General features: G+C 70.0%; 28 protein-coding genes. 15 read left to right on the top strand and 13 right to left on the bottom strand.

Annotation, left to right across the window (positions count from 1 at the left end):
- Window positions 1-26 precede the first annotated feature (26 nt).
- The 8 genes from CF8_RS13015 to CF8_RS13050 are packed head-to-tail and all read right to left on the bottom strand — an operon-like array spanning window position 27 to window position 5,224.
- A complete protein-coding gene (locus CF8_RS13015) occupies window positions 27-914 on the bottom strand; it encodes a hypothetical protein (RefSeq protein ID WP_010833572.1) in 888 nt (295 codons plus the stop codon).
- Between the two features lie 9 nt (window positions 915-923).
- Window positions 924-1,364 (bottom strand): hypothetical protein, encoded by a 441-nt coding sequence (locus CF8_RS21025; RefSeq protein WP_010833573.1) that lies wholly within the window; start codon window positions 1,362-1,364, stop codon window positions 924-926.
- Window positions 1,357-1,794 (bottom strand): GNAT family N-acetyltransferase, encoded by a 438-nt coding sequence (locus CF8_RS13025; RefSeq protein ID WP_010833574.1) that lies wholly within the window; start codon window positions 1,792-1,794, stop codon window positions 1,357-1,359. The genes CF8_RS21025 and CF8_RS13025 overlap by 8 nt, the downstream gene beginning before the upstream one ends.
- Window positions 1,784-2,437: a response regulator gene (locus CF8_RS13030; protein ID WP_010833575.1), complete on the bottom strand. Its 654-nt coding sequence runs from the start codon at window positions 2,435-2,437 to the stop codon at window positions 1,784-1,786. Before CF8_RS13030 ends, CF8_RS13025 begins: the two co-directional genes overlap by 11 nt.
- A 9-nt stretch (window positions 2,438-2,446) precedes the next feature.
- Window positions 2,447-2,959 (bottom strand): flavin reductase family protein, encoded by a 513-nt coding sequence (locus CF8_RS13035; RefSeq protein WP_010833576.1) that lies wholly within the window; start codon window positions 2,957-2,959, stop codon window positions 2,447-2,449.
- Window positions 2,956-3,342 carry a thiol-disulfide oxidoreductase DCC family protein gene (locus CF8_RS13040; RefSeq protein ID WP_036490982.1) on the bottom strand — a complete coding sequence of 129 codons (387 nt, stop codon included), beginning with the start codon at window positions 3,340-3,342 and terminating at the stop codon, window positions 2,956-2,958. Before CF8_RS13040 ends, CF8_RS13035 begins: the two co-directional genes overlap by 4 nt.
- On the bottom strand, window positions 3,339-4,451 hold the full coding sequence (gene macS, locus CF8_RS13045; RefSeq protein WP_010833578.1) for a MacS family sensor histidine kinase: 1,113 nt from the start codon (window positions 4,449-4,451) through the stop codon (window positions 3,339-3,341). Before macS ends, CF8_RS13040 begins: the two co-directional genes overlap by 4 nt.
- Window positions 4,452-4,477: 26 nt before the next feature.
- Window positions 4,478-5,224, bottom strand: a complete 747-nt coding sequence (locus CF8_RS13050; protein WP_036490985.1) for a lysophospholipid acyltransferase family protein — start codon at window positions 5,222-5,224, stop codon at window positions 4,478-4,480.
- Between the two features lie 74 nt (window positions 5,225-5,298).
- Here CF8_RS13050 and CF8_RS13055 point away from each other — a divergent pair, with 74 nt between their 5' ends.
- The 3 genes from CF8_RS13055 to CF8_RS13065 all read left to right on the top strand — a co-directional run bounded on the left by CF8_RS13055 (window position 5,299) and on the right by CF8_RS13065 (window position 7,908).
- Window positions 5,299-6,069, top strand: coding sequence for an alpha/beta hydrolase (locus tag CF8_RS13055; RefSeq protein ID WP_010833580.1), 771 nt, complete (start codon window positions 5,299-5,301; stop codon window positions 6,067-6,069).
- 138 nt (window positions 6,070-6,207) lie between these two features.
- Complete coding sequence (locus CF8_RS21030; RefSeq protein ID WP_010833581.1) at window positions 6,208-6,633, top strand: hypothetical protein; 426 nt, start codon at window positions 6,208-6,210, stop codon at window positions 6,631-6,633.
- 48 nt (window positions 6,634-6,681) lie between these two features.
- Window positions 6,682-7,908: an ornithine cyclodeaminase gene (locus CF8_RS13065; protein WP_036490987.1), complete on the top strand. Its 1,227-nt coding sequence runs from the start codon at window positions 6,682-6,684 to the stop codon at window positions 7,906-7,908.
- Here the strand turns inward: CF8_RS13065 and CF8_RS13070 are convergent.
- Window positions 7,893-8,867: an ROK family protein gene (locus CF8_RS13070; protein WP_051204215.1), complete on the bottom strand. Its 975-nt coding sequence runs from the start codon at window positions 8,865-8,867 to the stop codon at window positions 7,893-7,895. The genes CF8_RS13065 and CF8_RS13070 overlap by 16 nt on opposite strands.
- A 116-nt stretch (window positions 8,868-8,983) precedes the next feature.
- Between CF8_RS13070 and CF8_RS13075 the strand changes: the two genes are divergently transcribed.
- From CF8_RS13075 to CF8_RS13090, 4 genes are all read left to right on the top strand, one after another.
- Entirely contained in the window at window positions 8,984-9,427 is a 444-nt protein-coding gene (locus tag CF8_RS13075; RefSeq protein WP_036490990.1) for a TadE/TadG family type IV pilus assembly protein, read from the top strand.
- The gene (locus tag CF8_RS13080) at window positions 9,412-10,671 is read left to right on the top strand and encodes a pilus assembly protein TadG-related protein (protein WP_010833584.1); all 1,260 of its coding nucleotides are present in this window, start codon (window positions 9,412-9,414) and stop codon (window positions 10,669-10,671) included. Before CF8_RS13075 ends, CF8_RS13080 begins: the two co-directional genes overlap by 16 nt.
- A gap of 169 nt (window positions 10,672-10,840) precedes the next feature.
- Window positions 10,841-11,293, top strand: coding sequence for a TadE/TadG family type IV pilus assembly protein (locus CF8_RS21035; protein ID WP_010833585.1), 453 nt, complete (start codon window positions 10,841-10,843; stop codon window positions 11,291-11,293).
- Window positions 11,278-12,549: a pilus assembly protein TadG-related protein gene (locus CF8_RS13090; protein ID WP_010833586.1), complete on the top strand. Its 1,272-nt coding sequence runs from the start codon at window positions 11,278-11,280 to the stop codon at window positions 12,547-12,549. Before CF8_RS21035 ends, CF8_RS13090 begins: the two co-directional genes overlap by 16 nt.
- Window positions 12,550-12,558: 9 nt before the next feature.
- On the opposite strand, the gene CF8_RS13095 is transcribed toward CF8_RS13090, so the two are convergent.
- Genes CF8_RS13095 through CF8_RS13110 form a run of 4 tightly spaced genes read right to left on the bottom strand, consistent with a single transcriptional unit; the run spans window position 12,559 to window position 15,528 of the window.
- On the bottom strand, window positions 12,559-13,503 hold the full coding sequence (locus CF8_RS13095) for an ROK family glucokinase (RefSeq protein WP_232211510.1): 945 nt from the start codon (window positions 13,501-13,503) through the stop codon (window positions 12,559-12,561).
- A complete protein-coding gene (locus tag CF8_RS21040; RefSeq protein WP_010833588.1) occupies window positions 13,500-13,907 on the bottom strand; it encodes a hypothetical protein in 408 nt (135 codons plus the stop codon). Before CF8_RS21040 ends, CF8_RS13095 begins: the two co-directional genes overlap by 4 nt.
- Complete coding sequence (locus tag CF8_RS13105; protein ID WP_010833589.1) at window positions 13,904-15,073, bottom strand: ArsA family ATPase; 1,170 nt, start codon at window positions 15,071-15,073, stop codon at window positions 13,904-13,906. The genes CF8_RS21040 and CF8_RS13105 overlap by 4 nt, the downstream gene beginning before the upstream one ends.
- 17 nt (window positions 15,074-15,090) lie before the next feature.
- A complete protein-coding gene (locus CF8_RS13110; RefSeq protein ID WP_010833590.1) occupies window positions 15,091-15,528 on the bottom strand; it encodes an SRPBCC family protein in 438 nt (145 codons plus the stop codon).
- Window positions 15,529-15,618: 90 nt separating this feature from the next.
- Here CF8_RS13110 and CF8_RS13115 point away from each other — a divergent pair, with 90 nt between their 5' ends.
- From CF8_RS13115 to CF8_RS13150, 8 genes are all read left to right on the top strand, one after another.
- Window positions 15,619-17,412, top strand: a complete 1,794-nt coding sequence (locus CF8_RS13115) for an AMP-dependent synthetase/ligase (RefSeq protein ID WP_010833591.1) — start codon at window positions 15,619-15,621, stop codon at window positions 17,410-17,412.
- A gap of 277 nt (window positions 17,413-17,689) precedes the next feature.
- Window positions 17,690-18,466 (top strand): Flp pilus assembly protein CpaB, encoded by a 777-nt coding sequence (cpaB, locus tag CF8_RS13120; RefSeq protein ID WP_010833592.1) that lies wholly within the window; start codon window positions 17,690-17,692, stop codon window positions 18,464-18,466.
- Window positions 18,463-19,695, top strand: coding sequence for an AAA family ATPase (locus CF8_RS21045; RefSeq protein ID WP_010833593.1), 1,233 nt, complete (start codon window positions 18,463-18,465; stop codon window positions 19,693-19,695). The genes cpaB and CF8_RS21045 overlap by 4 nt, the downstream gene beginning before the upstream one ends.
- Window position 19,696: 1 nt before the next feature.
- Window positions 19,697-21,178, top strand: a complete 1,482-nt coding sequence (locus CF8_RS13130; RefSeq protein ID WP_036490996.1) for a CpaF family protein — start codon at window positions 19,697-19,699, stop codon at window positions 21,176-21,178.
- Window positions 21,175-23,073: a type II secretion system F family protein gene (locus CF8_RS21050; protein ID WP_010833595.1), complete on the top strand. Its 1,899-nt coding sequence runs from the start codon at window positions 21,175-21,177 to the stop codon at window positions 23,071-23,073. The genes CF8_RS13130 and CF8_RS21050 overlap by 4 nt, the downstream gene beginning before the upstream one ends.
- Window positions 23,073-24,005, top strand: coding sequence for a type II secretion system F family protein (locus tag CF8_RS13140; protein WP_010833596.1), 933 nt, complete (start codon window positions 23,073-23,075; stop codon window positions 24,003-24,005). Before CF8_RS21050 ends, CF8_RS13140 begins: the two co-directional genes overlap by 1 nt.
- On the top strand, window positions 24,005-25,576 hold the full coding sequence (locus CF8_RS21055) for a sensor histidine kinase (protein WP_010833597.1): 1,572 nt from the start codon (window positions 24,005-24,007) through the stop codon (window positions 25,574-25,576). Before CF8_RS13140 ends, CF8_RS21055 begins: the two co-directional genes overlap by 1 nt.
- Window positions 25,548-26,195 (top strand): response regulator transcription factor, encoded by a 648-nt coding sequence (locus CF8_RS13150; RefSeq protein WP_010833598.1) that lies wholly within the window; start codon window positions 25,548-25,550, stop codon window positions 26,193-26,195. Before CF8_RS21055 ends, CF8_RS13150 begins: the two co-directional genes overlap by 29 nt.
- Window positions 26,196-26,261: the final 66 nt, after the last annotated feature.

Consider the following 26,261-nt stretch of genomic DNA (forward strand, 5'->3'; position numbering starts at 1 on the left):
CTGACCAACGTGCCTGGACATCACAGCTAGCTCAAGCGCGCGAGCGCGGCCTCGGCCCTGGCCAGCTCCGCCTCGGTCTCGGCGACGGTGTCCGCCGCCTCGGCCCTCACGTCCTCGGCGTCGGAGAGCTCGTCGTCGTTCTCCTCGAGGTCGCTCTCCAGCTGGGCGATGCGGCCCTTCAGCTCGTCGACCTCGGCCTGCAGCTGCAACGACTTCGCCTGCAGGGCCTCGACCTCGTCGCTGGCCGCGGTCAGGGCCTCGCGTGCCGCCTCGACCTCCGCGCGCGCCTCGTCGACCATCTTCGCGGCCGCCCGCTGGGCCTTCTCGTCTGCCTCGGGGTCCGGGACGAGGTGCAGGTCGGGGCGCGGGGGCACCGCCGCCTCGCGGGGTACGGCGACGAAGCCGGCCGCCTCCGGCACCGCCAGCGCTCCCGCGACGTCGACCTGGCCGACACCCGTGGCAGCCAGGGCGGCCACGAGCAGCCCGCTGCGGACAGCGCTCGCCGCGCCCTCGTCGACCATCGCGGCCGTCAGCGTGGCCTCGACCTGGTCGGCGACGGCCTGGGTGACCTTGACACCCTCGTCGTGGGCCAACCCGCGGGCCTGGGTGGTCACCGCCGCGGTCAGCTGGCGGCGCTGGCGGGTCAGCGCCCGCAGCTCCTCGCCGTCGAGGTTGGCCTGGGCCTCCCGCAGGGCTGCCCCGACGGCGAGCACCTGCTCGACCTGCGGTGCGTCGCGCCGTACGAGCAGGTTGACGACCCACGCGGCCAGGGACGGCTTGCGCAGCGCCTTGACCCGGGACGCGAACGACTTGTCCGACTTGTGCTCCTTGGCCAGCGCGTCGCGAGCAGGCGTGAACTCGGCCAGCGGCAGCCCGTAGAGCTGGTCGGCGATCTCGAGGAGCGAGTCGGTCACAGGCTGAGCCTAGGCAGACGTGTCGGCGAGCGGGTGGTGGGCCAGTCCCGCAGCGGCCAGCGCGGCCGTGGCTGCGGCCCGGGCGACGGGTGAGATGTCGCGCGCGCGGCAGTAGATGTCGACGCCCGCCGGCGTGAAGAGCGTCTTGTCGAAGGCCGTGACAGCCCATCGGTCGGCGGGATCGCCGGCAGTCTCGTCGGAGGCGATCACCTGCCAGCGGCTGGTCGTCAGCCGGGTGACGTGTTGCAGGCCGCGCCACTCGAAGCCGGAGTCGGTACGGGTGTCGAAGCCGAGCACGAGCTTGTCGCGGCCGCCGCGGACGTAGGTCACCGCGTCGAGGACGCGGCCGTCGGGCAGCGGCAGATAGCTCACGGCGGGCGCCGAGCGCGATCGCCAGAACGGCAGGCTGCTGGCGACGATCTGCCACGTGCCGGAGACCGGGTCAGTCACGGCTGTACTCCAGCTCGGTCGGGTGCGGCTCCCACGGGCACTCCTGGGTGACGCCGGTCGGCGCCCAGCCGAGCGACTCGTAGAGCCCGCGCGCACGGTGGTTCAGCTCGAGCACCCACAAGCGGCTGGCGCCCGACCGACCGACGCCCTCGCGGCCGAGGCCGCGGCCCCACGCATCGGGATGCACGGCGAGGTGGCGCAGCGACTCGTGGTCGTACGCCGCGAACGCCACCAGCCCCCGATCGCCGGCCACCACCTCGGTGACGACCTCGGGGTCGTCGAGCACGAGCACCCACCGGGTCAGCACTGCGTCGTAGGGGAACGGCCGCTCGCCGAAGACGTGGGCGAGCCCGACCAGGTTAGCGTCGCGCTCGAGGTCGGTCAGCGGCCCGGCGTCAGCGGGGGTGGCTCGTCGCCACTCACTCGTCATCGTCGAGGCCGTGCTCGATGGCCCAGCGGGTCAGCTGCACGCGGTTGTTCATCTGCAGCTTGCGCAGGGTGCTCTGCACGTGGTTCTGCACCGTGCGGTGCGAGATCACGAGGCGCTCGGCGATCTGCTTGTAGCTCATCCCCTTGGCCACCATCTTGAGGATCTCGGTCTCGCGCTCGGTCAGCTCGTCGCGCGGGTCGTCGGCGGGCCCCTCGGCCATCCGCCGGAACTCGCCCAGCACCAGGCCGGCCAGGCCGGGCGTGAAGACCGTGTCGCCGGCCGCCACCCGCCGTACGGCATCGATCAGCTCCTCGCGCGACGCCGACTTCACGAGATAGCCGGTCGCCCCTGCCTTCACGGCCTCGAGCACGTCGTTCTGCTCGCCTGACGCCGACAGGATCAACACCCGGGCGGACGGGTCCTGCTGCAGGACCTGCGCGGTCACCTCGACGCCGTTGGGCCCCGGGATCTGCAGGTCGAGCACGACGACCTGCGGGCGTGCGGCCGGGAAGCGGGCGAGCGCCTGGTGGCCGTCGGCGGCCACGGCCACCACGTCGTACCCCGCCGCGGCCAGGTCGCGCTCCACGGCGTCGCGCCACATGGGGTGGTCGTCGACGACCATGATCCGGATCGGCTCGCTCATGCGGCGACCCTAGTGCGAGTAGCGACCGCGCCGGTGCTGCAACCCGTCGTCGAGGATGCCCAGGCTGGCCGACTCGATCCGGCAGGTGACCTCGATCGACCAGCCGATCTCGCGCACGTCGTGGACGACGCAGTCGGCCCAGGTCTCGGCGTCGGCGAGGCGGGGGCCGAAGGGCGTCTCGACCCAGGTGTCCGCCGCGAACAGCCCGCCGGGGGCCGGCATCTGCCCGGCGAACTTCTCGGCCAGGTCGTGGTGGCGCCACTCGAGGAGCTGCACGACGCAACGTGCACCGTCGGTGTCGCGCAACCGCTCGGCGAGGTCGGAGTCGGGGTCGAGCAGGCCGACGACGTACGACGGCTCGCTCACCGCGACCATCAGCGACGACACCGTCAGCCCGGCGCGCGCGGCCCCGGCACCGGTGGTCCAGAGCGACACCTGGCCGCCGAGCCGGCCGCGCAGCCGACGGGCGGCATCGCGATCCTCGGCGGGCGTGGCGAAGGGGTGTTCGGAGTGGATGGTCACGACTTCCTCCAGGGCATCTTCAACGGCGGCTGCGGCGTACCCAGGGCGCAGGTGCGGCTCGCCGCGACCTTCCAGTAGACCCGTTCGCCCAGCGCCCGGACCGGCGGCAGCCACAGCAGCGGCGCCAGCCAGAACGTCAGCGGTGAGCGGGCGAGGACGCGGCGGATGGCGTCGTAGCCCTCGTAGCGTCCACCCGGGGTGAGGAGCTGCAGCGCCCGGTCGGTGTCCTCGGGGGTGACCCGCGGATCGGCGTGGGCCCCCGGCTCGGCGGTGCCGACGAAGCGGTGGGCCCCGGTCACGTCGAGCCAGGCCAGCACCTTCGCCCACCGGTGGCAGAAGGAGCAGTGGCTGTCCCAGATGATCGTGCGGACGGTGTCGGTCATCGCGGAATCGTCAGCTCCCATTCAGTTCCGTGTGTTCCGGTGTCGAGCGTCGCCGTGCCGCCCAGGTCCTCGATCCTGCCTCGGATCGACTCGCTCACGCCGAGCCGGCCCTCGCGCACGGCCGACTCCAGGCGCCCGGGTGGGATGCCCGGGCCGTCGTCGCGGACCGAGACCACGACGGTGTCGGGCAGCACCTCGAGCAGCACCCATGCCCGGGCGTCGGGGCCGACGTGGGTCTCCACGTTGTCGAGGCACGACCCGACTGCCGCGACCACCTCGTGGGCGACGTCGCCGGGCAGCGGCACCGGCACTCCGGGCGTGGCGAGCTCGACGCGCAGTGCGTGCCCGGTCGCGATCTCCTCGAGCATCCCCGCCAGGTCGCGCACGGCCGGGCCGGTGGTGACCGTGCCCTGCTGGCGGATCAGCGAGCGCAGCACGCGCTCCTGCTCGCCGGCCAGGCGCGCGAGGTCAGCGATCTCGGCGTCGGCCGAGCCGGCGCCCCGGCGCTGGACCAGCGCCAGCACCTGCAGCACCCCGTCGTGCACGGCACGCGCCAGCCGGGTGCGCTCCTCGGCAGCTGCCGCCGCACGCTCGGCGGCGTCGCGCTCGGCCGCCATCCGCTGCAGCGACTCGCACATGTAGCCGACGATCGGCCCGCCGATCATCAGCAGGAAGACGTTGCCGTAGTTGGCCTGGTCGACGCCGTCGCGCAGGCCGAGGTCGGTGATCGACAGCAGCGCGCCCGCGACCAGTCCGCCCTTCCAGTGCCAGTGGATCGCCCACGCGAGCAGCGCCCCCATCACCCAGAAGCCCGGGATGGTGGCGTTGAAGTCGTCGCCCTTGAGCACGGGGGTCGCCGCGATCGCGGCGATCGCCCAGGCGAGGTCGAGGGCGAGGAAGGTGGTCGTACGCCGCTGTGCGCTCGTCGAGGCCCGGATGGCGTAGCCCGTCCAGGCCACCAGCGCCGCGATCAGCCCCACGGCGGCCCAGGGATGGTCGTAGTTGTCGCGCCGGTAGACGTTGAGGACCACCATGTTGATGGTGACCACGACCCGCACCAGGGCCAGCGCCCGGAAGAGCCGGTCCTCGACGGCAGCGCCCGCGCGCACCGCTGCGGGGTCGAGGTCGCGCGGTGTCAGGACGCCTTCTTCTCCGTAGGCGTGGAGTCAGGTGCCTCGGCCTGCTCCTTGGCGGCCGCGGCCGCGGCCTTGGCGAGGTCCTTGGCCTTGGTGGCATACATGTCGACGTACTCCTGCTCGGAGAGACGCATGACCTCGTACATGATCTCGTCGGTGACTGCGCGCAGGATGTAACGGTCGTTGGCCATGCCCTCATAGCGCGAGAAGTCCAGCGGCGGGCCGAAGCGGACGACCGGCCGGGTCCACTGGCCGAACATCTTGCCCGTCGGTGCCACCACGTCGGTGCCGACGACCGCGCACGGCACCACCGGGGCGCCGGTCTCCAGCGCGAGCCGGGCGACGCCGGTCTTGCCGCGGTAGAGCTTGCCGTCGTGGCTGCGCGTGCCCTCGGGATAGATGCCGAACAGCTCACCCTCGGCCAGGATCTTCATCGCCGACTTCATCGCGCCCTCGGCGGCGTTGGCCCCGGTGCGGTCGATCGGCACCTGGCCGGAGCCGGCGAAGAACTTCTTCTGGAACCAGCCCTTGATGCCGGGCGAGGTGAAGTACTCGGCCTTCGCCACGAACGTCACCCGCCGCGGCAGCGTCAGCGGCATGAACAGCCAGTCGGCGTAGGAGAGGTGGTTGCTCGCCAGGATCGCCGGCCCGTCGGCGGGCACGTGTTCCACGCCGTAGGCCTTGGGACGAAAGACGATGCGGAGGACGGGACCGATGGCAATCCACTTCAAGAACCAATACAGCACGGGGTGAGCCTAGCCCCGATGGCCATCTCGTGAGCAGGGCCCGAGGAGTAGTCCGGCTGGTGCACAATCGGCGCATGCTGATCCAGCCGACGGCCGAGCCGTTCTCCGCCCCCGCGCGACCCGACCTCACCGACGGCCGGAAGATCGGCGTCCTGGTCAGCCACGGATTCACCGGCTCCCCCGCCTCGATGCGCCCGTGGGCCGAGGCACTGGCCGCCCGCGGATTCGCGGTCGAGCTGCCGCTGCTGCCGGGCCACGGCACCCGCTGGCAGGACCTCAACAAGGTCGGGTGGCGCGAGTGGTACGCCGCCTTGTCGGCGTCCTTCGACAAGCTGCGTGCGGACAACGACGCCGTCGCGGTGTGCGGCCTCTCCCTCGGCGGAGCGCTCGTGCTCCGCCTGGCCGCCGACCGGCCCGACGAGGTGGCGGGCGTCGTCGTGGTCAACCCAGCCGTGAACACGACCCGGATCGACGTCAAGGCGCTGCCGGTGCTGCGCTTCCTCGTGCGCGCCTTCCCCGCGATCGCCAACGACATCAAGAAGGAAGGCGTCGATGAGTACGCCTATCCCAAGACCCCGCTCAAGGCCGCCTACTCGATGATGTGGCACGGCTGGAAGCCGCTGCGCGCCGACCTGGCCAAGATCACCTCGCCGATCCTCTTCTTCAAGTCCGTCGACGACCACGTCGTCGACGAGACGTCGCTGGCCATCATCAAGAAGTCGGTGTCCTCGCGCCAGTTCACCGAGCGCTCCCTGGCCGAGAGCTATCACGTCGCCACCCTCGACAACGACGCCGAGACGATCTTCACCGAGTCGGCCGAGTTCATCGCGCGGGTCACCGCCTGACGAGTACGGAGGTTGAGGAGGTCGCGCAGCGACCGTCTCGAAACCGAGGCCACCGCCCGACCGCTGGTTGAGCAGGCGCGCCAGCGCCGTGTCGAAACCGAGGTCGACCTTTTCCGGGCCCGGGTTACCGTTTCCCCTGTGAGCGGACCGGGCGACAACGAGCGCGCGCACGACGAAGCCGACCAGGCCGCGTGGCGAGACATCGTCGACAACTTCGGCGACCGCGCCGATCTCGACGAACAGGCCCCCGACGAGCGCCCCGCGCCCGCGCCGGAGCCCGTTCCCCCACCGGTGGTGGCCGGCGCTGCGCCGTACGACGAGGCGGAGCGCTTCGTCCCGCCGCCCCCGCCGCCGCTGCCGCGACCGGAGCCCAAGCGGGCCGTCGCGTGGGCCGGACTGTTCGGGGCGCCGGTCGTGGTGCTGTTCATGCTGGTCTTCCAGATCGACCTGCCGACGGTGCTCGACTACCTGCTCGTCGGCTGGTTCGTCGGAGGCTTCATCTACCTCGTCGCGACCATGTCGCGCACCCCTCGCGAGCCTTGGGACGACGGCTCCCGCATCTGACCCCCCGCCGTGTGCGGACGGCCTTGCGCCGGCGCTAGTGTCGGCCGCGTGAGTGTGAGCGAGAGCGTCGAAGTCACCGGCCACCTGATGGACAGCGGGATCCTCTCCCGCATCCTCGACGACATCCGGGAGTACGGCGGTGACTACGTCATCGACCGGTTCGACGTCGGCCACGAGGCCTCCGACACCAGCCGGGCGACGATCTTGGTGACCGCCGAGGACGACGAGTCCCTCCAGCGGCTGCTGATGCGCCTGCAGACCCGTGGGGTCAACCAGATCGATCCCGGTGAGGCGTCGGTGACCGTCGCCGACCTCGACGGCGTCTTCCCGGACGGCTTCTACTCCACCACCAACCTCGCCACCAAGATCCGCCTCGGCGGCAAATGGTTCGAGGTGGAGAACCCCGAGATGGACTGCGGCCTGGTCGTCGACGGCGAGCGCGTCTACACGCTCCCGATGTCGGACGTGAAGATCGGCATGAACGTCGTGACCGGCGCCTCGGGCATCAAGGTGACCGTGCCCGTGATCGAGAAGGGTGGCGACTCCTTCGGCTTCATGGAGTCCGACGTGTCGAGCGAGAAGCCCCAGGCGGTGCTGGTGCGCCAGGTCGCCGACGGCATGCGCGAGGCCAAGGCCGCCGGCAAGCACGTGCTCTGGGTCGGTGGCCCGGGCGTCGTGCACACCGGTGCCGCCCCCGCGATGGTGGAGCTGGTCAACGCCGGCTTCGTCGACGTGCTCTTCGCCGGCAACGCGCTCGCCACCCACGACATCGAGTCCTCGCTCTACGGCACCAGCCTCGGCGTCGACCTCGCCATGGGCCGCGGTGTCGAGCACGGCCACGAGCACCACATCCGCGCGCTCAACACGATCCGCAAGCAGGGCTCCATCCGGGCAGCGGTCGAGAACGGTGTCCTGACCGGCGGCATCATGCACGCCCTGGTCAAGCACGACAAGCGCTTCGTGCTCGTCGGCTCGGTCCGCGACGACGGGCCGCTGCCCGACGTCTACACCGACGTCATCGAGGGCCAGCGCGCGATGCGCGCCGAGCTCACCGGCGTGGGCTTCTGCCTGATGGTGGCGACGATGCTGCACTCCGTCGCGACCGGCAACATCCTGCCGGCGTCGATCCCGCTCGTCTGCGTCGACATCAACCCGGCGACGGTGACCAAGCTCGCCGACCGCGGCTCGAGCCAGGCCAAGGGCATCGTCACCGACGTCGGGCTGTTCCTCGAGCAGCTCGCGCTGGAGTTGATCCCGGGCTACCGCCGGGGCTGATCCCCCGCGCGGCGCGCCAGCTCGGCCGCACCCACGAGTCCCGCCTCGGGACCGAGCAGGGCCGACACAATGGGCGGTACGCCGCGGTGGGCCGCCCCGACCAGTGAGCGCTGCAGCGCGTTGCGGGCCGGTTCGAGCAGCCGGTCGCCCGCCTGGGAGACCCCGCCGCCGATGACCACGACCTCGGGGTCAAGGGCGGCCACGAGGTTGGCGACGCCGATGCCCAGCCAGTCACCGACCGAGGCGAACGCCTGACGGGCGACGAGGTCGCCCTCCTCGGCCGCATCGGTCACCATCGGGCCGGTGAGGTTGTCGGGGTTGCCACCACACGCCTCCTCGAGCACCGACGGCTGCTCGCCCATGGCCTGGCGGGCGAACCGCACGAGGGCGTTGCCGGAGGAGTACTGCTCCCAGCAGCCCTGTCCCCCGCACTCGCACGGGTGACCGTTGGGCACGACCTGCATGTGGCCGAACTCCCCCGCCATGCCGTTGGCGCCCCGCACGAGCCGGCCGGCCATCAGGATCCCGCCGCCGATACCGGTGCCCATCGTGACCACGACCGCGGACGTGGCGCCTCGCGCGGCGCCGTACGTCCACTCGGCGAGGGCCGCGCAGTTGGCATCGTTGTCGAGGACCACTGGGACACCCCAGCGCTCGCTCAGCCGCCGGCGGACTTCCTCGCCCTGCCAGGGCAGGTGCGGGGCGAACATCACGCGTTCGCCGGGCGCGTCGACGAAGCCGGCGGCGGCGACACCGACCCCGGCGATCGTGGCGCCGTCGGCGGCCTCGAGCACCGCGGCCTCGAGCGCGTCCTCGACCTGTCCGATGTCGACACGACGTCCGGGTGTGGCCCGCCGGGCGGTGCGTGACACACGCCCGGACTCGTCGACCACTCCGGCGAGCACCTTGGTGCCCCCGACATCGACGCCGATCCAGACAGGCGCATTCGCTGAGTTCACACCCAGATCCTGTCGCACCGGGAACCCGCCTACTCCATTTGGGGTAACGATGCCCGACTTCGGTCGTGGGCCACCGAGGCCCTACCTAGCCTCGCAGCAACTTCGTGGAGGGCAACATGTCTGGTCACCGTCGCCGACACAACGCTGAAGAGGGCGCAGCGGCTCTTGAGTTCGCCCTCGTCGCGCCCATTCTCCTGCTGCTCTTCTTCGGCATCTTCAACGTGGGAATCGTGCTCACCCAACAGCTGTCGCTCAGCAACAGTGCTCGCCAGGCCGCCAGGTTCGCCGTGGTGGACGTCGAAGGTCGCGCCTGTGGTGACATCGAGGCTGAGGCAAGAAACGCGGCAGCAACCGTCGGAATGAACCCTGGTGACCCGCTGTATGCACTGAGCGGTGCCACGGGCCCGTGCGAGAGGCCGTGCGCCGGCTCGACCGCCGCGACCAACCTCACGGTGACCCTGAGCTACTACAGCGACTTCCTCGTTCCGATGCCGATCCCGGGCTTCCCGCGTGGCATTGACATCGAGGGGGAGGGAATCTTCCGGTGCGAGCACAACTGAGCCAACGGCGCCGTCACGAGGAAGGCGCCGTCGCGGTGATGGTCGCGATCTTGTCGGTCGTGCTGTTCACGATCGCCGCCTTCGTGGCGGACCTCGGCGTGGCATACACCTCGAAGCGACAGCTGCAGACGGCAGCGGATGCAGGGGCCTTGGCCGGCGCGAAGCGGTTCGCCGGAGAACCCGGCAGCTGCCCCCAGCTGAAGGCGGCCTTCTCGGACGAGGCCGAGGCCGCAGCAGAAGCGATCGCGACCGAGAACCGAGCCGCCCAGGTCAATGAGGACTTCGACGTGGAGTGCCTGACGACGGGGCCCTACGAGGGTGCGTTGCAGGTCACCTACCGCGCATCCGGCGACACCCCGACCTACTTCAGCGGCGGCCAGGACGGAGAGGGGATCACCACCGAGCGTGAGGCGAGCGCCGTCGTTTTCGTCCCCGGCAGCGATCTCAAGCTGCGCCCCTATGGCCTGTGCTCCCTCGACGTCCCTCCCGTCAGCTCGATGCCCACCGGAGTGATCGAGGTCAAGGGGCCGGGGCAGGCACACGGCGGTTCGGGGTGTCCGGACGTCGAGGGAGGCGGCAACTGGTGGTTCATGAGCTGTCCCGGCACCTCCAGCTCCGGGATGAACCCGCACGAGGTTGCGACCGCGATCCGCGACGGCTGTGCCAACGGTGCGGAGGTCGTGACGCCCCAGGACGCGACGTCCCCCGCATCCCTGTCCTCGTCGCTCACGGCACACTGCACGGCCCAGAGCGATGTCAGTCCCTCCTGCCTGGACGCCGACACCGGCGGCAGCAGCCTGTCCAACCCGGACCCGGTGAGCGCCTGGGGCGACATCTTGGGCGAGACCATCGTCGTGCCCGTCTTCTGCTCGATTCCCACCTGCTCACCGACAACGGTCGACGGGGCAGGCACGGGCCGTGTCTATCCCGTCTTCAAGCTCGCTGCCGTGGTCGTCTGCGGCTACCACATGTACGACAAGGGCTCGGACGCGAGCGCTGACGGTGACTGTGCCGGCAACACGTTCACCGACAGCTACGCCGATCTCCTGGGCTGCTCGGGCGCCAACGACGCATGTCTTCCCGCGTGGAACGCGGACGGCACCCCCGCGCCGAACAGGAAACCCAAGGAGTCCATGCGGTTGTTCCTGAGGTTCGTCCAGGAGGTCAGCGGGGTCACGGTGGTCAAGTGCGACCTGGGCGATGCGTGCGACGGGGGGCTGCGCCAGATAGCGATGAATCGCTGACGACGTCAGTTCTTCGCATCCGCCTGGACCGATCGGTCAGGCAAATAGTCCCAATGGGCTATCCCGGGCATGACGCTCGGGTCATTTTGGGTCAGCCGTGCCCCCTCACGCCCCGACCTTCCCTAGTCTCCATCTGTTGTCGCGAGCGCGACCGGATCAAGGAGTGGGAATGCAGCTGCTCAAGCACGCGCGCAGACGCCGGGACGAAGAGGGCGCCGCTGCCCTCGAATTCGCGCTGGTCATCATGCCGCTGCTCCTGGTCGTCGCGGGCATCGTCAACTTCGGCTTCGCCTTCGGCCAGCAGATCTCGCTGGACAACGGCGCGCGCGAAGGGGCACGGTTCGCCGCTGTCGACCGTTCGATGCCCGCTTGTGGACAGATCCAGGCACGCGCCCTTGGTGCGACGTGGGTGAGGAATCCGGCTCCCGCCTTCAGGCTCACCGGCACGCCCGGGCCCTGCGAGCGTCCGTGCGCCGGCTCCGCGGCCAACACCGAGGTCACGGTTGAGCTGGCGATCACGTCGGAGCCGCTGATCCGCCTGCCGCTCCCGACCTTCGACTTCCCCGGGTTCGGCGACGTGGCCATGACTGGCAGGGGGGTGTTCCGATGCGAGTACCGCTGAACCGTCGCAAGCGCGACGAACGCGGTGCCATGGCCATCGTCGTGGCCCTGCTCTTCTTCTTCGTCGTCTTCGGCTTCGCCAGCATCGTCGTCGACGCCGGCCAGGCTGTCGCGAACAAGCGGCAGCTCCAGGGAGCGACGGACGCCGGAGCGCTGGCAGGCGCCCTCGTCTACACCGACGAGGTGGGCACCTGCCAGCAGCTGGCGGCCAACGGCGCCCTCAGGCTCGAGGCCGAAGACGCGGCCAACGACGTCGCCGAGGACAACCGCGGGGGCCAGCAGCAGCTCGAGTTCAACGTTCGCTGCATCACCGATCCCGCCGACCGCTACGTCGGCGGCATCGAGGTCACCTACGGTGCCGACCGCGACACCCCCAGCTACTTCGGCCCCGGCGGCCCGATCACGGCCGACGCGGACGCACGCGCCGTGACGTTCGTGCCCGGAGCCGCGGAGCGCTTCCGCCCCTACGGCATCTGCTCCGCCGACGTTCCCCCGGTGGGAGCGATGCCGGGCGCCGTCGTGGAGATCGCCCAGCCCGGCCAGGCGGCCGGTCGCTCCGGTTGCCCCAGCGCCGAGAACGGGGGCAACTGGTGGTTCATGAACTGTCCCGGGTCGCCCAACGGCGGCATGAACCCCGACGCAGTCGCCCAGGTGCTGAGGGAGGGCTGCGTCAACCCTGCCGAGGTGGTGACGCCCCAGAACCCAGCGTCGGCAAGCACCCTGTCAGCCTCCCTCACGGTCAACTGCAACGACCACGGCGACAAGAGCATCAGCTGCCTCGACGCTGAGACCGGCATCAGCGACCTCAAGAACAAGACGCCGGTCGCCGAGTGGACCGGTCTCCTCGGCCAGACCATCATCGTCCCGGTGTTCTGCGCCAGGAACACCTGCGACCCGACCACGGTGGACGGCAGCGGCACGGGCAACGTCTACCCGGTCTACAAGTTCACGGCCATCACCATCTGCGGTTACCACATCTACGCCAAGACCTTCGGCGTGAGCTCGACCGGGGACTGCGCCGGCAACACCTTCTCCTCGACCTACGTCGACAAGCTCGGCTGCGCCAACGACAACGACCCCTGTCTGATGACCTACGACGACAACGGGGTCGCCACCGGCCTGAAGGAGAGGCCCAAGGACTCGGTCCGCCTCTTCGTGCGGTTCCAGCGCAACGTGGCGGGTCTGGCGAGGCCCACCGGGTGCGTGATCGGCAGTGCCTGCGACGGTGGCCTGCGCATCTCCGCCCTGACGGAGTAGTCCCGCAGGTCAGGCTCGGGCGAGATCCGCAGCACCGATGAGTCCCGCCGTGGTGCCGAGCTCCGCCTGACGGACCTCGGCAACCGGACGGTGCCCACGACCGGTGAGCTGTCTGCCGAACGCCGTGCGGATCGGGTCGAGCAGCAGGTCGCCCGCTTCGCTGACGCCGCCGCCGATGGCGACCATCGCCGGGTCGAGGACGGCCGCCAGTGACGCGATGCCCTCCCCCAGCCAGGTGCCGAGGGCGGTCAGCTGCTCGATCGCGAAGCCGTCGCCGGCCCGTGCCGCCTCGGTGATGAGTGGGCCGGTGATCGCGGCGACGTCGCCGCCGGCCCGGTCGAGCAGGTCGCGTGCGCTGCCACCCTGCGCAGCGGCACGCGCCTCGCGGACCAGCGCGGTGCCTGAGCCGTAGGCCTCCAGGCACCCGAGGTTGCCGCACCCACAGGGGATCCCGTCGCGCACGACGCGCAGGTGCCCGATCTCGGCGGCGATGCCGAAGGCGCCGCGGTGCAGTCGTCCGTCGAGGACGATGCCACCACCGACTCCGGTGCCCACGGTGACCAGGAGCAGGTCGTCGACGTCCTTGCCTGCGCCGAAGGCGAACTCACCCCACGCGGCCGCGTTGGCGTCGTTCTCCACCACGACCGGCAGGTGGACCCTGGCCTCGAGCTCGGCCTTGAGGTCGAGGTCGCGCCACGCCAGGTTGGGGGCGAACAGGACGCGCGCACGGTGGCTGTCGACGTACCCCGCTGCACCCACACCGACACAGGCGATGTCGTGGCGGGCGGCGAGGTCGGTGACAAGGCCGGCGATCGCGTCCTCGATCGCCTCGACGTCGTCGGCCGGGGACTCCACCCGGAGCTCCTCGAGCACGCGTCCGTGGGCGTCCACGACTCCCCCGGCGATCTTGGTGCCACCGACGTCGATGCCGCAGGCCAACGGGCCCGGCGTCACGTCGTCTCCTCGGGCCATTCCTCACCGGTGTCGTCGAGGTCGATGTGCTCGACACCGCCGCGGTCCGACCCGGCCGGCGGTGTCGCAGTCGCCAGGATCCCGGCGGCCGCCTGGGCGAGCGAGGCCGCAGCCGTGGTCAGGTGGGCCTTCACCTCCGGGCTCAGCTGGCGTACGGCGTGCACGGCACGGCACACGGGACAGACCGTGCACTCGGCGGAGCCGGTGGCCAGGTGGTCGTTGATGTCGTGGGCCGCGGCGGCGGCGTGCTCGGACAGCCCGGTGACGGTGTCACCGAGCCCGGAGCCCTGCTCCCGCGCCCAGCCGTTGAGGGCGCCGAACAGCTTGGCCGCCTCTTCGGCGAGCGAGCCGACCTCGGCGCCGCGTCCGTCTTCGGTGTCGCTCACGACGCCCCTTCCTTGAATCTGACCTGGAGCTCGCCGCCGACCACGCGGGCACCAGCGATCTGGTGACGACTCAGCCCCGGCGGCAGCGTGAGGAGACGACGATACGACGCCACGCTGACCACGAGCTCGTCGCCATGCCTGGCGAGACCGACCTCCTCGCGGGTGACGTAGGGCAGGGCCAGGTGCACCACGGCACCCGAGGTGGTGCGGGTGATCCGGAAGGGGCCCGTGCCCTCCTGGACGGCCAGTGGGTCGGCGCCGGCATAGACCTCGCAGGCGAGGTCGTGCAGCGCGCTCACGCCGACCGGTTCCCCGGTGCGGTAGACCGAGCGCCACAGCGGCAGGCCCGCGAACGACTCGCTGACCTGCTCCAGCACCTCGCCCTGGGCCGCGACCCAGCCGGCACGCCACTCGTCGGCGTCCTCGGCCGGGAAGATGCGGTTGACCACGACGCCGTCAACGCGATAGCCGAACAGCGAGAGCATCGTGAAGGAGCGGCGCGCCTCGGCGAGCACCACCGACTCGGGGGTCAGGACGATCCGCACGCTGGCGTCGGGGCCGGTGAGCAGCTCGTGGACCTCGTCGAGCTCGGCGTGCAGGCGCTCGATCGCACCGAACACCGAGTCCTCCGGCATCGGCACCTTCGCCGCCCTCGACAGCATCGGTCCGAGCGCCTTCACGATCCTGCGCTCGACCGGGAAGATCCGCTCCATGTACCACCCGAGCGCCTCCGGCAGCGCGAGCAGCCGCAGCGTCTCGGCGGTCGGCGCGCAGTCGACGATGATGACGTCCCACTGGCCGCTCAGCGCCTGGGCCCGCAGCTCGAGCAGGGCCAGCACCTCCTCGGCACCGGGGATGACGGCCAGCTCCTCGGCCGCCACCGGGTCGACGCCGGCGACGTCGAGCACGCGCAGGAGATAGGACTGGATCTCGGCCCACGACTGCTCGAAGCGCAGCTGGGCGTCCACCTGCTGGACGAACAGCCCGGGGGCGACCTCGGTGGGTTCGGCGCCGGCCGGGGCACCGAACGCGTCGGCGAGCGAGTGCGCCGCGTCAGTCGACAGCACGAGCGTGCGCTGTCCGGAGGCGGCCGAGAGTGTCGCCGTACCAGCCGCGACGGTGGACTTACCGACGCCACCCTTGCCGGTGAAGAGAAGGATCCGCACGCGTCAGGACTGCGCGCTCAGAGCGACTCGACGCGCTTCTTCAGGCCCTTGAGCGCGGTGTCGATCAGGATCTTCTCGCCCTTGCGCTTGAGCATGCCGATCAGCGGGATCGAGACGTCGAGCGCCAAGGAGTAGGTGACCTCGGTCGAGCCGTTGCCCAGGTCGCGCAGGGTGTAGCTGCCGTCCAGCGCCTTGAGCATCTTGCCCTCGCCCAGGGTCCAAGTGACCTCACGGTCGCCGTCCCACTCGTAGACGAGGGTGTACTCGTCCTTGATCGGCGAGACGTCGAGCTCGAAGAAGACCTGCTCCGCGCGGCCGTCGGGACCGGGCACGGTCACGTCGGCGGTCGTGACGCCCTTGGCCCATGTGGGGTAGGAGTCGAAGTCGGCGATCACCGCCATCACCGCGGCGGGTGGAGCGTCGATCACGATCGACGAGGTCGTCTGTTCGGCCATGGCGGTGACCCTACCGGACCCTGACCACCGCGCCCGGCGCCGGCAGGCAGCGATAGCCTGCGAGCACCTGTCCCTTGAAGGAGGCCCCCTGTGCGCGAGTTCGCCACGCCGTTGACGACCGAGATCCCCACCGCGGGCAACCTCACCGATGACGTTGTCACCAACGCGCGCGAGGCAGCCGACGCCGTCGTCTTCAGTCGCAACACCGGCGACGGCTGGGACGAGGTCACCGCCGCCGAGTTCCTGGCCGAGGTCAGCGCCGTCGCCAAGGGCCTGATGGCCGCTGGCATCGAGGCCGGCGACCGGGTGGCGCTGATCTCCAAGACGCGCTACGAGTGGACCCTCCTCGACTACGCGATCTGGTTCGCCGGCGCAGCGACGGTGCCGATCTACGAGACGTCCTCCGCCGAGCAGATCGGCTGGATCCTGCAGGACTCCGGCGCCAAGGCCGTCGTGGCCGAGGGCGCCGACCACCTGGCCCGGGTGCGTGAGGCACGCGAGGCCGGCTCGGGCGCAGAGCTCAACCACGTGTGGTCCATCGACGACAACGCCGTGAGCGTGCTCGGCAAGCTCGGCCAGGACATCTCCGACGAGGCGCTCGAGGAGCGTCGTACGGCGACCACGCCGGCCGACCTGGCCACCTTGATCTACACCAGCGGGACGACGGGTCGACCCAAGGGCTGCATGCTCAGCCACGGCAACTTCATGTTCGAGCTGGGTGTGGCCACCCACGAGCTCGACCGGCTCTTCGACACCGAGGGCGCCTCGACGCTGCTCTTCCTGCCCCTGGCCCACGTGTTCGCGCGGATCATCCAGGTCGGCTGCATCAAGAAGCGCGTGCGCCTCGGGCACAGCGCCGACATCAAGAACCTGCTCGGCGACCTCGAGGTATTCAAGCCGACCTTCATCCTGGCCGTGCCGCGCGTCTTCGAGAAGGTCTTCAACACCGCGTCCCAGAAGGCGACCGCCGACGGCAAGGGCAAGATCTTCGACCGGGCCGCCGAGACCGCGATCGCCTTCTCGCGCGCCCAGGACAAAGGCCGAGTGCCGTTGCGCCTGCGCGCCCAGCACGCCCTCTTCGACAAGCTGGTCTACGCCAAGCTGCGAGCCGCCCTCGGCGGGGAGTGCACGCATGCCGTCTCCGGTGGCGCCCCGCTCGGCGAGCGGCTCGGCCACTTCTACCGCGGCATCGGCGTGGTCGTGCTCGAGGGCTACGGCCTGACCGAGACCACGGCCGCCCTCACGGTCAATCTCCCGGACGCCCAGAAGATCGGCACGGTCGGACGGCCGATCCCCGGCACCGCCGTACGCGTCGCGGACGACGGCGAGCTCCTGTTCAAGGGCGGCCAGGTCTTCAGCGGCTACTGGGACAACGAGGCCGCGTCGGCGGAGGCCCTCACCGACGGCTGGTTCCGCACCGGTGACGTGGGCGAGGTCGACGACGAGGGCTTCGTCCGGATCACCGGCCGGAAGAAGGAGATCCTGGTGACCGCCGGGGGCAAGAACGTCGCGCCCGCCGTGCTCGAGGACCGTCTGCGTGCCCACGCACTCGTCGACCAGTGTGTCGTCGTCGGCGACGGCCAGCCCTTCATCGCCGCGCTGGTGACCATCGACCGCGAGTCCTTCCCGGCGTGGGCCGAGGCGCGTGGCAAGTCCGGCTCGGTGGAGAGCAACATCGACGACGCCGACCTGCTGGCCGAGATCCAGCTCGCCGTCGACGACGCCAACAAGGCCGTCTCGCGCGCCGAGGCCATCCGCAAGTTCACGATCCTCCCCGACGAGTGGACCGAGGAGCGCGGGCACCTGACCCCGAGCCTCAAGCTCAAGCGCAACGTCGTGATGCGCGAGTTCCGCCAGGACGTCGAAGCTCTCTACGTCCCCTGAGAATCGCTGCCGATTCGACTCCCAGCGTCCCGGAATCCCACGTTGTGACTACCTGAACGACCGCTCACGTAGTCATAACGGGTGGTGCCGATGCGACCTATGGGCAGTTTGTTCGGTTTAGCCCACAACCCTTCGGCGAGAGCCCTAGATTTTGCGCCTGGGGCTGGAATCTGGGTCCTCCCCAAGCCCCCTGGGCGCGGTTCTGCCACGCCAGTCGGCTGGCCTGAGCACACCCAGATGAAACCCCCTGGATTCTCTGACTGTGAAGGATCGCCACATGGCTCGCCGTTCTGTTCTCCTGCTCGTAGCCGCGCTGATCGCGCTGGTCGGTACGTCGATGATCGTCCTCTACGTCCAGGGCATCGATGCTCGTGCGACCGAGGGCCAGGAGCTCGTCGAGGTCCTCACCGCGACCGATGTCATCGAGATCGGCGACGACGTGTCCGCCGCCCAGGAAGCCGGCAAGTTCGAGAAGACCGAGGTCCGCAAGATCGACCTCGTCGAGGGGGCTCTCTCCTCCACCAGCTCGATCTCCGACCTCGTCGCCCTCGGGACGATCTACCCCGGCGAGCAGATCATCGCCCGGAAGTTCGGCAGCCTCGGTGACGCCGACACCCTTGTCATCCCGGACAACAAGATCGCGATCTCCGTCGAGCTCACCGACCCCGAGCGGGTCGCCGGCTTCGTCAACCCCGGCTCGGAGGTCGCCATCTTCATCTCCGCCGACCCCGTGCGGATCCTCCCCGACGGCAAGGAGCTCAAGCTGGCGCCGTACACCCGCCTGCTGCTCCCCAAGGTCGAGGTCGTCGGCGTCGGCACGACCAGCATCGCTGCCAGGACCACCAAGACCGAGGACGGCGAGGAAGAGGTCGAGCAGGTCGCCCGGACCATCCTCACCGTCGCCGTGGACCAGAAGGAGGCCGAGCGCCTCATCTACGCCGCGCGCAACGGCGACGTCTCCTTCGCCATGCTGACGAGCGAGTCCAAGGTCGTCGACAAGCCGGGCGTCACCGCTGTCGACGTGATGCCCGAACCGTTCCGGAACGCATTGTGACCGCGATCCTCGAGCCCGACGTCGGGCACCTCGCCATCGTGCAGACGATGCTGCACGGGTCGGTGGCGTTCAAGTCGTTCGAGGACCTGAATGCCCACATCGCGGCCAGCCCGCACGAGTTCGCCGTCGTCATCGGCCCCACGGTCGACGTCGACGCGGCCACGGCGTTCGCCAAGTGGGCCCGGATCAGTCGCCCGGACCTCGGCGTGATCCTGCTCCGTCGCACCGTCGACCACGACGTGCTCACCACCGCACTGCGCAGCGGCATGCGCGAGGTCGTCGAGGCCAATGACCTGGCCGGCATCACCACCGCCGTGCACCGTGCGCGGTCGGTCGCCAGCGAGATCGCGAAGACGATCGAGGTCGAGGCCCAGGCCGCTGCCTCGTCCGCCATGGCGCAGGCCAAGGCGGACGTCGCTGCGGCCCAGGCGGCCGCGGACATGCCCCAGGGCAAGGTGCTGACCGTCTTCTCGACCAAGGGCGGCGTGGGCAAGAGCCTGATTGCCACCAACACCGCCGTGGCGCTCAGCGACGCGGGCCACAACGTGTGCCTGATCGACCTCGACGTGAACAGCGGCGACGTCGCGATCATGCTGCAGCTGACGCCGGCCAGGACGATCAACGACCTCGTGGCATTCAACGGGATGATCGACGAGGTTGCGCTCGAGTCGATCCTGACCCGGCACTCCAAGCGCCTCGCCATCGTGGCGGCACCCGTCCGTCTCGACTCCCCCGACCACGCCACCGCGGTCGACATCGGCACCATGATCGACACCCTCAAGGGCATGTTCGACTACGTCGTCGTCGACACGTCCGGCGTGTTCGACGACAACGCGCTGACCGCCCTCGACCGCACCGACACCATCGTCCTGGTCGCAACGCTGGACATCCCCGCGCTGAAGGGCCTCAAGCTCGCCACAGGAACCCTCGACCTCCTGAACTTCCCCCGCGACACCTGGAAGTTCGTGCTCAACCGGGCCGACGGCAAGGTCGGTCTCACGACCGACGAGTTCGAGTCCACCGTCGGCCTGAAGGCCGACATCTCCCTGGTCTCGAGCCGCGAGGTGCTCTCCGCCGTGAACCGCGGAGAGGCGCTGGTGCGTGCCTACCCGTCACACCCCAACAGCAAGGCGATCGTCGCCTTCGCCCACTCGTTCACCAACGTCGATGCGACCCAGTCCGAGGGCCACAAGGTCTCCGGCGGTCGCCTGCGCCTCAGGAGGGGCTGACATGAGTCTCAGCGATCGCATTGCCGCCGCCCAGCGGTCAGCCCGCCCGCAGCAGGGGGCGCCCGCCGAGCCCGTTCCCCCGGTGACCCCGCCGAACGGCACGACCACCCTCGCACCCCCTCCGCCCACAGCGGCGCCGGCGGCGCCGCCCACCTCGGCCACCACCCTGGCCACGCTGACCGCGAGCAAGGCCAAGACCGGCCGCGACCCGTTCGCGGTCGTCAAGAAGATCGTGCACGCCAAGCTCGTCGAGGCCCTCGGCCCTAAGCTCTACGACGCGCACATGACCCAGTCCGAGCTCGAGCAGCAGGTGCACGTCGCGCTGCAGACCGCACTGGCGGACGCCGACCAGCCGATGTCCTCGGTCGACCGGGCCCGCGTCTCCCAGGAGATCGCCGACGACATCCTCGGCTACGGCCCGCTCGAGCCGTTGCTGCGAGACTCGGAGCTCTCCGAGGTCATGGTGAATGCCTACAACAGCATCTACATCGAGCGCAGCGGCAAGCTCGTCAAGACCGACGCGCAGTTCGCCGACGAGGCACACCTGCGCCGCACGATCGACAAGATCGTCAGCAAGATCGGTCGTCGCGTCGACGAGACCAGCCCGATGGTCGACGCTCGCCTGCCCGACGGCAGCCGTGTCAACGCGATCATCCCGCCGCTGGCGCTCGACGGTTCCAAGCTGACCATCCGCAAGTTCTCCGAGGATCCCTACACCATCGAGGACCTGATCAGCTTCGACTCCTTGTCCCGTCAGGCGGCCGATCTGCTCGAGGGCTGTGTCCGCGGTCGCCTGAACATCCTCGTGTCGGGTGGAACGGGTGCCGGCAAGACGACGACGCTCAACGTGCTCTCCTCCTTCATCCCGGACGACGAGCGGATCGTGACCATCGAGGACGCCGCCGAGCTCCGGTTGCACCAGGACCACGTGCTCCGGCTGGAGTCGCGTCCGCCCAACATCGAGGGCAAGGGCGCCGTCACCATCCGTGACCTGGTCAAGAACTCGCTACGCATGCGCCCTGACCGCATCGTCGTCGGTGAGATCCGCGACGCAGCCGCGCTCGACATGCTGCAGGCGATGAACACCGGCCACGACGGCTCCATCTCGACACTGCACGCCAACACGCCTCGTGATGCGCTCGCCCGTCTGGAGACGATGGTGCTGATGGCCGGCATGGACCTGCCCGTGCGCGCCATCCGCGAGCAGGTCGCGAGTGCCGTCGACCTCATCATCCAGCAGACCCGTCTCAAGGACGGCACGCGCCGCATCACCGCCATCACCGAGATCGTCGGCATGGAGGGCGACATCATCACCACCCAGGACGTCTTCCTGTTCGACTACAGCGCCGGGACCGACGAGCACGGCAAGTTCAAGGGCCACCTCAAGTCGATGGGCCTCAGGCCGCGCTTCCTCGAGCACCTCGCTGACCACGGCGTGAAGGTCAACCCCGCCATCTTCGCCACCGGAGGATCACTGCAATGACGCGCCGCCGTCCCGCTCGGGCTGTCGCGGTCCTCGCCGCAGCAGGGCTCGCAGCACTCCTGGTCTCCCCGGCCGCACACGCCGCGGACGAGATCGGCATCGACCACATCGAGTCCGCCGAACGCCGCGTCTCCCTGGTGCTGTCGGTGGACGGTCTGCCCACCGGCGCGATCGCCGACCCCTCGTCCGTCGCGGTCGAGGTGGACGGTCGAGCGGTCGACGCCACGGCGAAGATCGTGTCGGCGGGCGACATCGACCGCTCGACCGTCCTCGTCCTCGACGCCAGCAACAGCATGCGCGGCGCCAAGTTCGCTGCCGCCACAGCCGCTGTCAACGCGTTCCTCGACCAGGCCCCGGCCGACGTGGCCATCGGTCTCGTGACGTTCGCCGGCGACATCCAGCAGACGATCGAGCCCACCACCGACCACGACGCCATCCGCACCGCCCTGCTGGGCATCGAGCTCAGCAAGGGCACGAGCGTCTACGACGCCCTGCTCGAGGGCGTCGACATCGTCGGTGCCGAGGGGTCGCGCGCCGTGCTCCTCCTCTCCGACGGTGCCGACACCGGCAGCGCGACCACGCTCGAAGTGGCGTCCAGCGAGGCCGAGGACCGCGAGGTCGTCGTCGACGTCGTCTCCCTGGGCCGCTCGGCCAAGGCATCGGAGATCGCGGGTCTCGCGGAGGACACCGGCGGCAAGGTCATCCCTGCCGACCCGGCTGCCCTGAGCACGGTCTTCGCAGCGCAGGCCGACGCACTCGCCCAGCAGATCCTCGTGACGTTCGACGCCCCGGACGACTCCAAGGAGGAAGCGTCCATCACCGTGACGCTCCGGGCCGACGAGACGTCCTACACCGACTCGGCGTTCGTCACTCTCGCCGCCGCGACCTCGATCCCTGACGTGGTCGAGAACGGCAAGGCCCTCGTGAGCACGCCGCTGATGCTGCTGGGCGCACTCGTCCTCTTCCTCGGGCTCGTCGGCCTGATGAGCATCGTGATCTCCGGCCCCCGCATCGGACGCTCGAACGCCGAGCGCCGTCTGGACTCCTACTTCGGCTCCACGGGTGGCACGCCCGGCAGCCGCAAGAAGGCCACGGCAGATTCCGGGGCTCTCGACTCCGCAGTGGCGATGACCAACAAGGTCGTCAGCGCCGACATGGAGACACGGATCGCCCAGCGACTCGCCGGCGCCGGGTCGGCGCTCACCGCAGCCGAGTGGTTGCTCATGCACGTCGGCATCGCAGTGGGCTCCGCCCTCGTCTGCTTCATCCTCGGCGGCCCCGGCCTGGCCGTGCTCGGCCTGATCGGTGGAGCGGTCCTCCCGTGGATCTACCTCAGGTTCAGGCACCGCCGTCGGCTCAACGCCTTCAACGCCCAGCTCGCCGAGTCCCTCGGCCTGATGGCGGGCGGGCTCCAGGCGGGTCTCTCGCTGCCCCAGGCCGTGGACACCGTCGTGCGCGAGGGCCACGAGCCAATCGCCGGCGAGCTGCGCCGTGCCCTGATCGAGCAGCGACTCGGTGTCGACATCACCGACGCGATGGACGGCGTCGCGCTGCGCATGGAGAGCGAGAACTTCGCCTGGGTCGTCATGGCGATCCGCATCCAGCGTGAGGTCGGCGGCAACCTCGCCGAGATCCTCAACACCGTCGCGGACACCCTGCGCGAGCGTGAGTACCTCAAGCGACAGGTCCGCTCCCTCAGCGCCGAAGGTCGCCTGTCGGGATACATCCTCGGATTCCTGCCTCCCGCCATCTTCGTCTATCTCTACTTCGTCAACAACGAGTACGTCCGACCCCTGTACACCACGTTCCCTGGATACATCATGTTGCTTGCCGCCTTCGTTCTCCTTGCCCTCGGTTCCTTCTCGATGTCCAAGCTGGCCAAGGTGGAGGTCTGATGTCCCCGATGTTGCTGGCCGGCGCGCTCCTGCTCGTCGCCGCCATCACGCTCTCGTTGTCCGTGATCGGCGTCGTGACCAGCGAGCGCCGTGGCGTCGCCCGGTCCGTTGCCGCCATCCAGGCGATCGACTCCGCCCCCGACGTCTTGAAGGCGGAGCTCGAGCTCCCGTTCGTCGAGCGCGTCATCGGCCCGCTCGGCGACCGCTTCGTCGACATCGGTCGCAAGATGGTGCGGGCAGACACCGCCCAGAAGCTCCAGTATCGGCTCAACATCGCCGGCAACCCGCCCAGCTGGGACGTGAGCCGGATCATCGGCCTCAAGGTGCTCGGGCTCGGCGTCTTCGCCGTCCTCGGCTTCCTCTACTTCCTGGGCCTGGACTGGTCCTTCCTGCGGGTCATCGTCGCGACCGGCCTCGCGGCCGGGTTCGGCTACGTCCTGCCCAACGTGCTGCTCTACAACGCAGGCCAGAAGCGCGAGAAGCTGATGCGAAACTCGCTGCCCGACGCCATCGACCTCCTGACCGTCTCCGTCGAGGCCGGCCTCGGCTTCGACTCGGCGGTCGCACGCGTCGCCAAGAACACGACCGGGCCGCTGTCCCAGGAGTTCAACCGCCTGCTCCAGGAGATGCAGATCGGCGTGGGCCGCGCCGAGGCGATGCGCAGCATGGCGATGCGCTCCTCGCTGCCCGACCTGAAGTCCTTCTGCCTGTCCATGGTGCAGGCGGACGCCCTCGGCATCCCGATCGGCCGGGTGCTGCGCATCCAGAGCCAGGAGATGCGGGTCAAGCGCCGCCAGCGGGCGGAGGAGAAGGCCCAGCAGGTGCCGGTGCGCATCATGATCCCGCTCGTGATGTTCATCCTGCCGTGCCTGTTCATCGTCATCCTCGGACCAGCCGGTCTACAGATCGCCGAGACGTTCAGCAACCGCTGATGCGCAACCAGGTCCGGCCCGATCCCCTCACTGGCATCCCCGTCTCCGCCCGCTCCGCGCGTGCGAGCGCCGCCATCCGTACGTTCACGTTGTCGCTGGCCGCGGGCCTGCTGCTGAGCACCGCCGACGCGACCCGCGCGCTGCCCGTGCTGCTGGCCCTCGGGGTGATCGCGGTCGCCTGCTCCACGTTGGAGCTGGGCGTGCTCACCAGGGGTGGGTCGTGGCTGCCTGTCACCGAGGCCCTCCTGAGCGCGCTGGTCCTGACGAGTGCTCCGCCCGAAGCGGCACTGCTCGTCTACCTGGCCGCACCGCCTGTCATCGCCGGTCTTCGTCATGGCGCCGTGGCCTGCTTCAACGTGACCCTCGTCGGGGCCATCGCCGTGATCGCGACCGCGATCCTCAGCGAAGGCCGCACCGACGTCGCGCGCATCCTCGAGTCGGTGCCCTGGCTGGTGATGGGCCTGGGTGTCGGCCAGCTGGCCGGCTGGCAGTCGCGCTCCGTGCGCGACCTGGAGGCCCGCCAGGCACCGTTCGCCGCCGCCCACCAGCTGATGTCCCAGCTGCACGACCTGACGAGCGCCGGCGCGGTCGGCCTCGACAGCGTGCAGCTCGCCGCCGAGCTCGAGGCCGCACTGCGGCGCACGACCGGGGCCTCGCGCTCGGCCGTGCTGCTGCACGGCCGACAGGACGAGGTCGACCTCATCTCGTCGTACGGCGACCTCAAGCCGCCCCCGGACGTCGACGGCGAGGTGGACCCGAGCATCGCGTCCATCTGCCTGGCCGTCGCGGACAACACGTTCGGCTCCGTCGTGCTGGTCCGGGAGGCAGGGTGGACACTCGAGCTGCTGGCCATGGCACAGGAGGTCGCCGAGGAATTCGTCCTCCGCCTCGACACCGCGGTGACCTTCGACGAGGTGCGCCTGATGGCGACGTCCGAGGAACGCACCCGGATCGCTCGCGAGATGCATGACGGCGTCGCCCAGGAAATCGTGGCGCTCGGCTACGTCGTCGACGAGATCGAGTCCATGACCTCGGAGTCGAGCGTCCAGTCGCTCGCAGCGTCACTGCGCGACGAGATCAGCCGCGTGGTCGCCGACCTGCGCTTCTCCATCTTCGACCTGCGCCACCATGTCGCCGACCACCAACTGGCCGGTGCGCTGGCGGAATATGTCCGCGAGGTCAGCCACGGCACGGACCTGCGGGTCCACCTGGTGCTCGACGAGTCGGGCCCGCCGCTCCCCCGCCGCACCGAGGTCGAGCTTTTGCGCGTCGCCCAGGAGGCGATCGGCAACGTGCGCCGGCACGCCGAGGCGACGAACCTCTGGGTGACCCTCGTCTGCGACGGAGCCAGCATCAGGCTCGAGATCGAGGACGACGGCGTCGGCAACGCCGTCCCGCGCGAGAAGCACTGGGGCCTGCAGACGATGCGCGAGCGTGCCCAGTGCATCGGCGCCGAGCTCACGATCTCGCCACGAACCGAGGGTGGCACCGTCGTGCTGCTCCAGACCAAGCACCACGTCGCCACCGAAGGGATGACTCGACATGAGCACCACAGTTCTCCTCGTCGATGACCACGAGCTGATCCGTCAGGGCCTGGCTCGCGCGTTCGAACGAGACACCGAGACGACCGTCGTCGGTCAGGCGGGCAATGTGGCCGACGCCCTCGTGGCCTTCGAGCAGCTCCGCCCGGACGTCGTGGTCACCGACCTCCAGCTGCCCGACGGACACGGCCTCGACGTCGTGCGCGCCATCCGTGCCACCAACGCCACGACCGGCGTCGTGGTGCTGACCATGCATGCCGGCGACGACCAGATCTTCGCGGCGATGGAGGCCGGCGCGTCCGGCTTCGTCGGCAAGGACAGCAAGGCGACCGAGGTGGTGAGCGCCGCCAAGCACGCGGCGGTCGCCCCGAGGACCTTCCTGTGCACCGGCCTCAGCGAGGCGATGATGCGCCGGGCCACGGGACCCGTGACCCCCAAGCTGTCCGGTCGCGAGGACGAGGTGCTGACCCTGCTCGCGGACGGTCTGGGCACCGGGGAGATCGCCTCCCGGCTCTTCATGAGCGAGTCCACGGCGAAGACCCACATCACGCACATCTACCAGAAGCTCGGCGCCGCCAACCGCGCCCAGGCGCTGGTCGCGGCCATGCGCATGGGGCTCCTGGACCACGTCGCGACGCAGCGGTTCTGACCGGCCGGCCGGACGCACACGTCTGGACCACCCGGTCCAGTCCAGTGGGTTGCGTCACGGTAGTCA

Origin of the sequence: Nocardioides sp. CF8 (genome assembly GCF_000389985.1) — a bacterium.
Classification (GTDB): domain Bacteria; phylum Actinomycetota; class Actinomycetes; order Propionibacteriales; family Nocardioidaceae; genus Nocardioides; species Nocardioides allogilvus.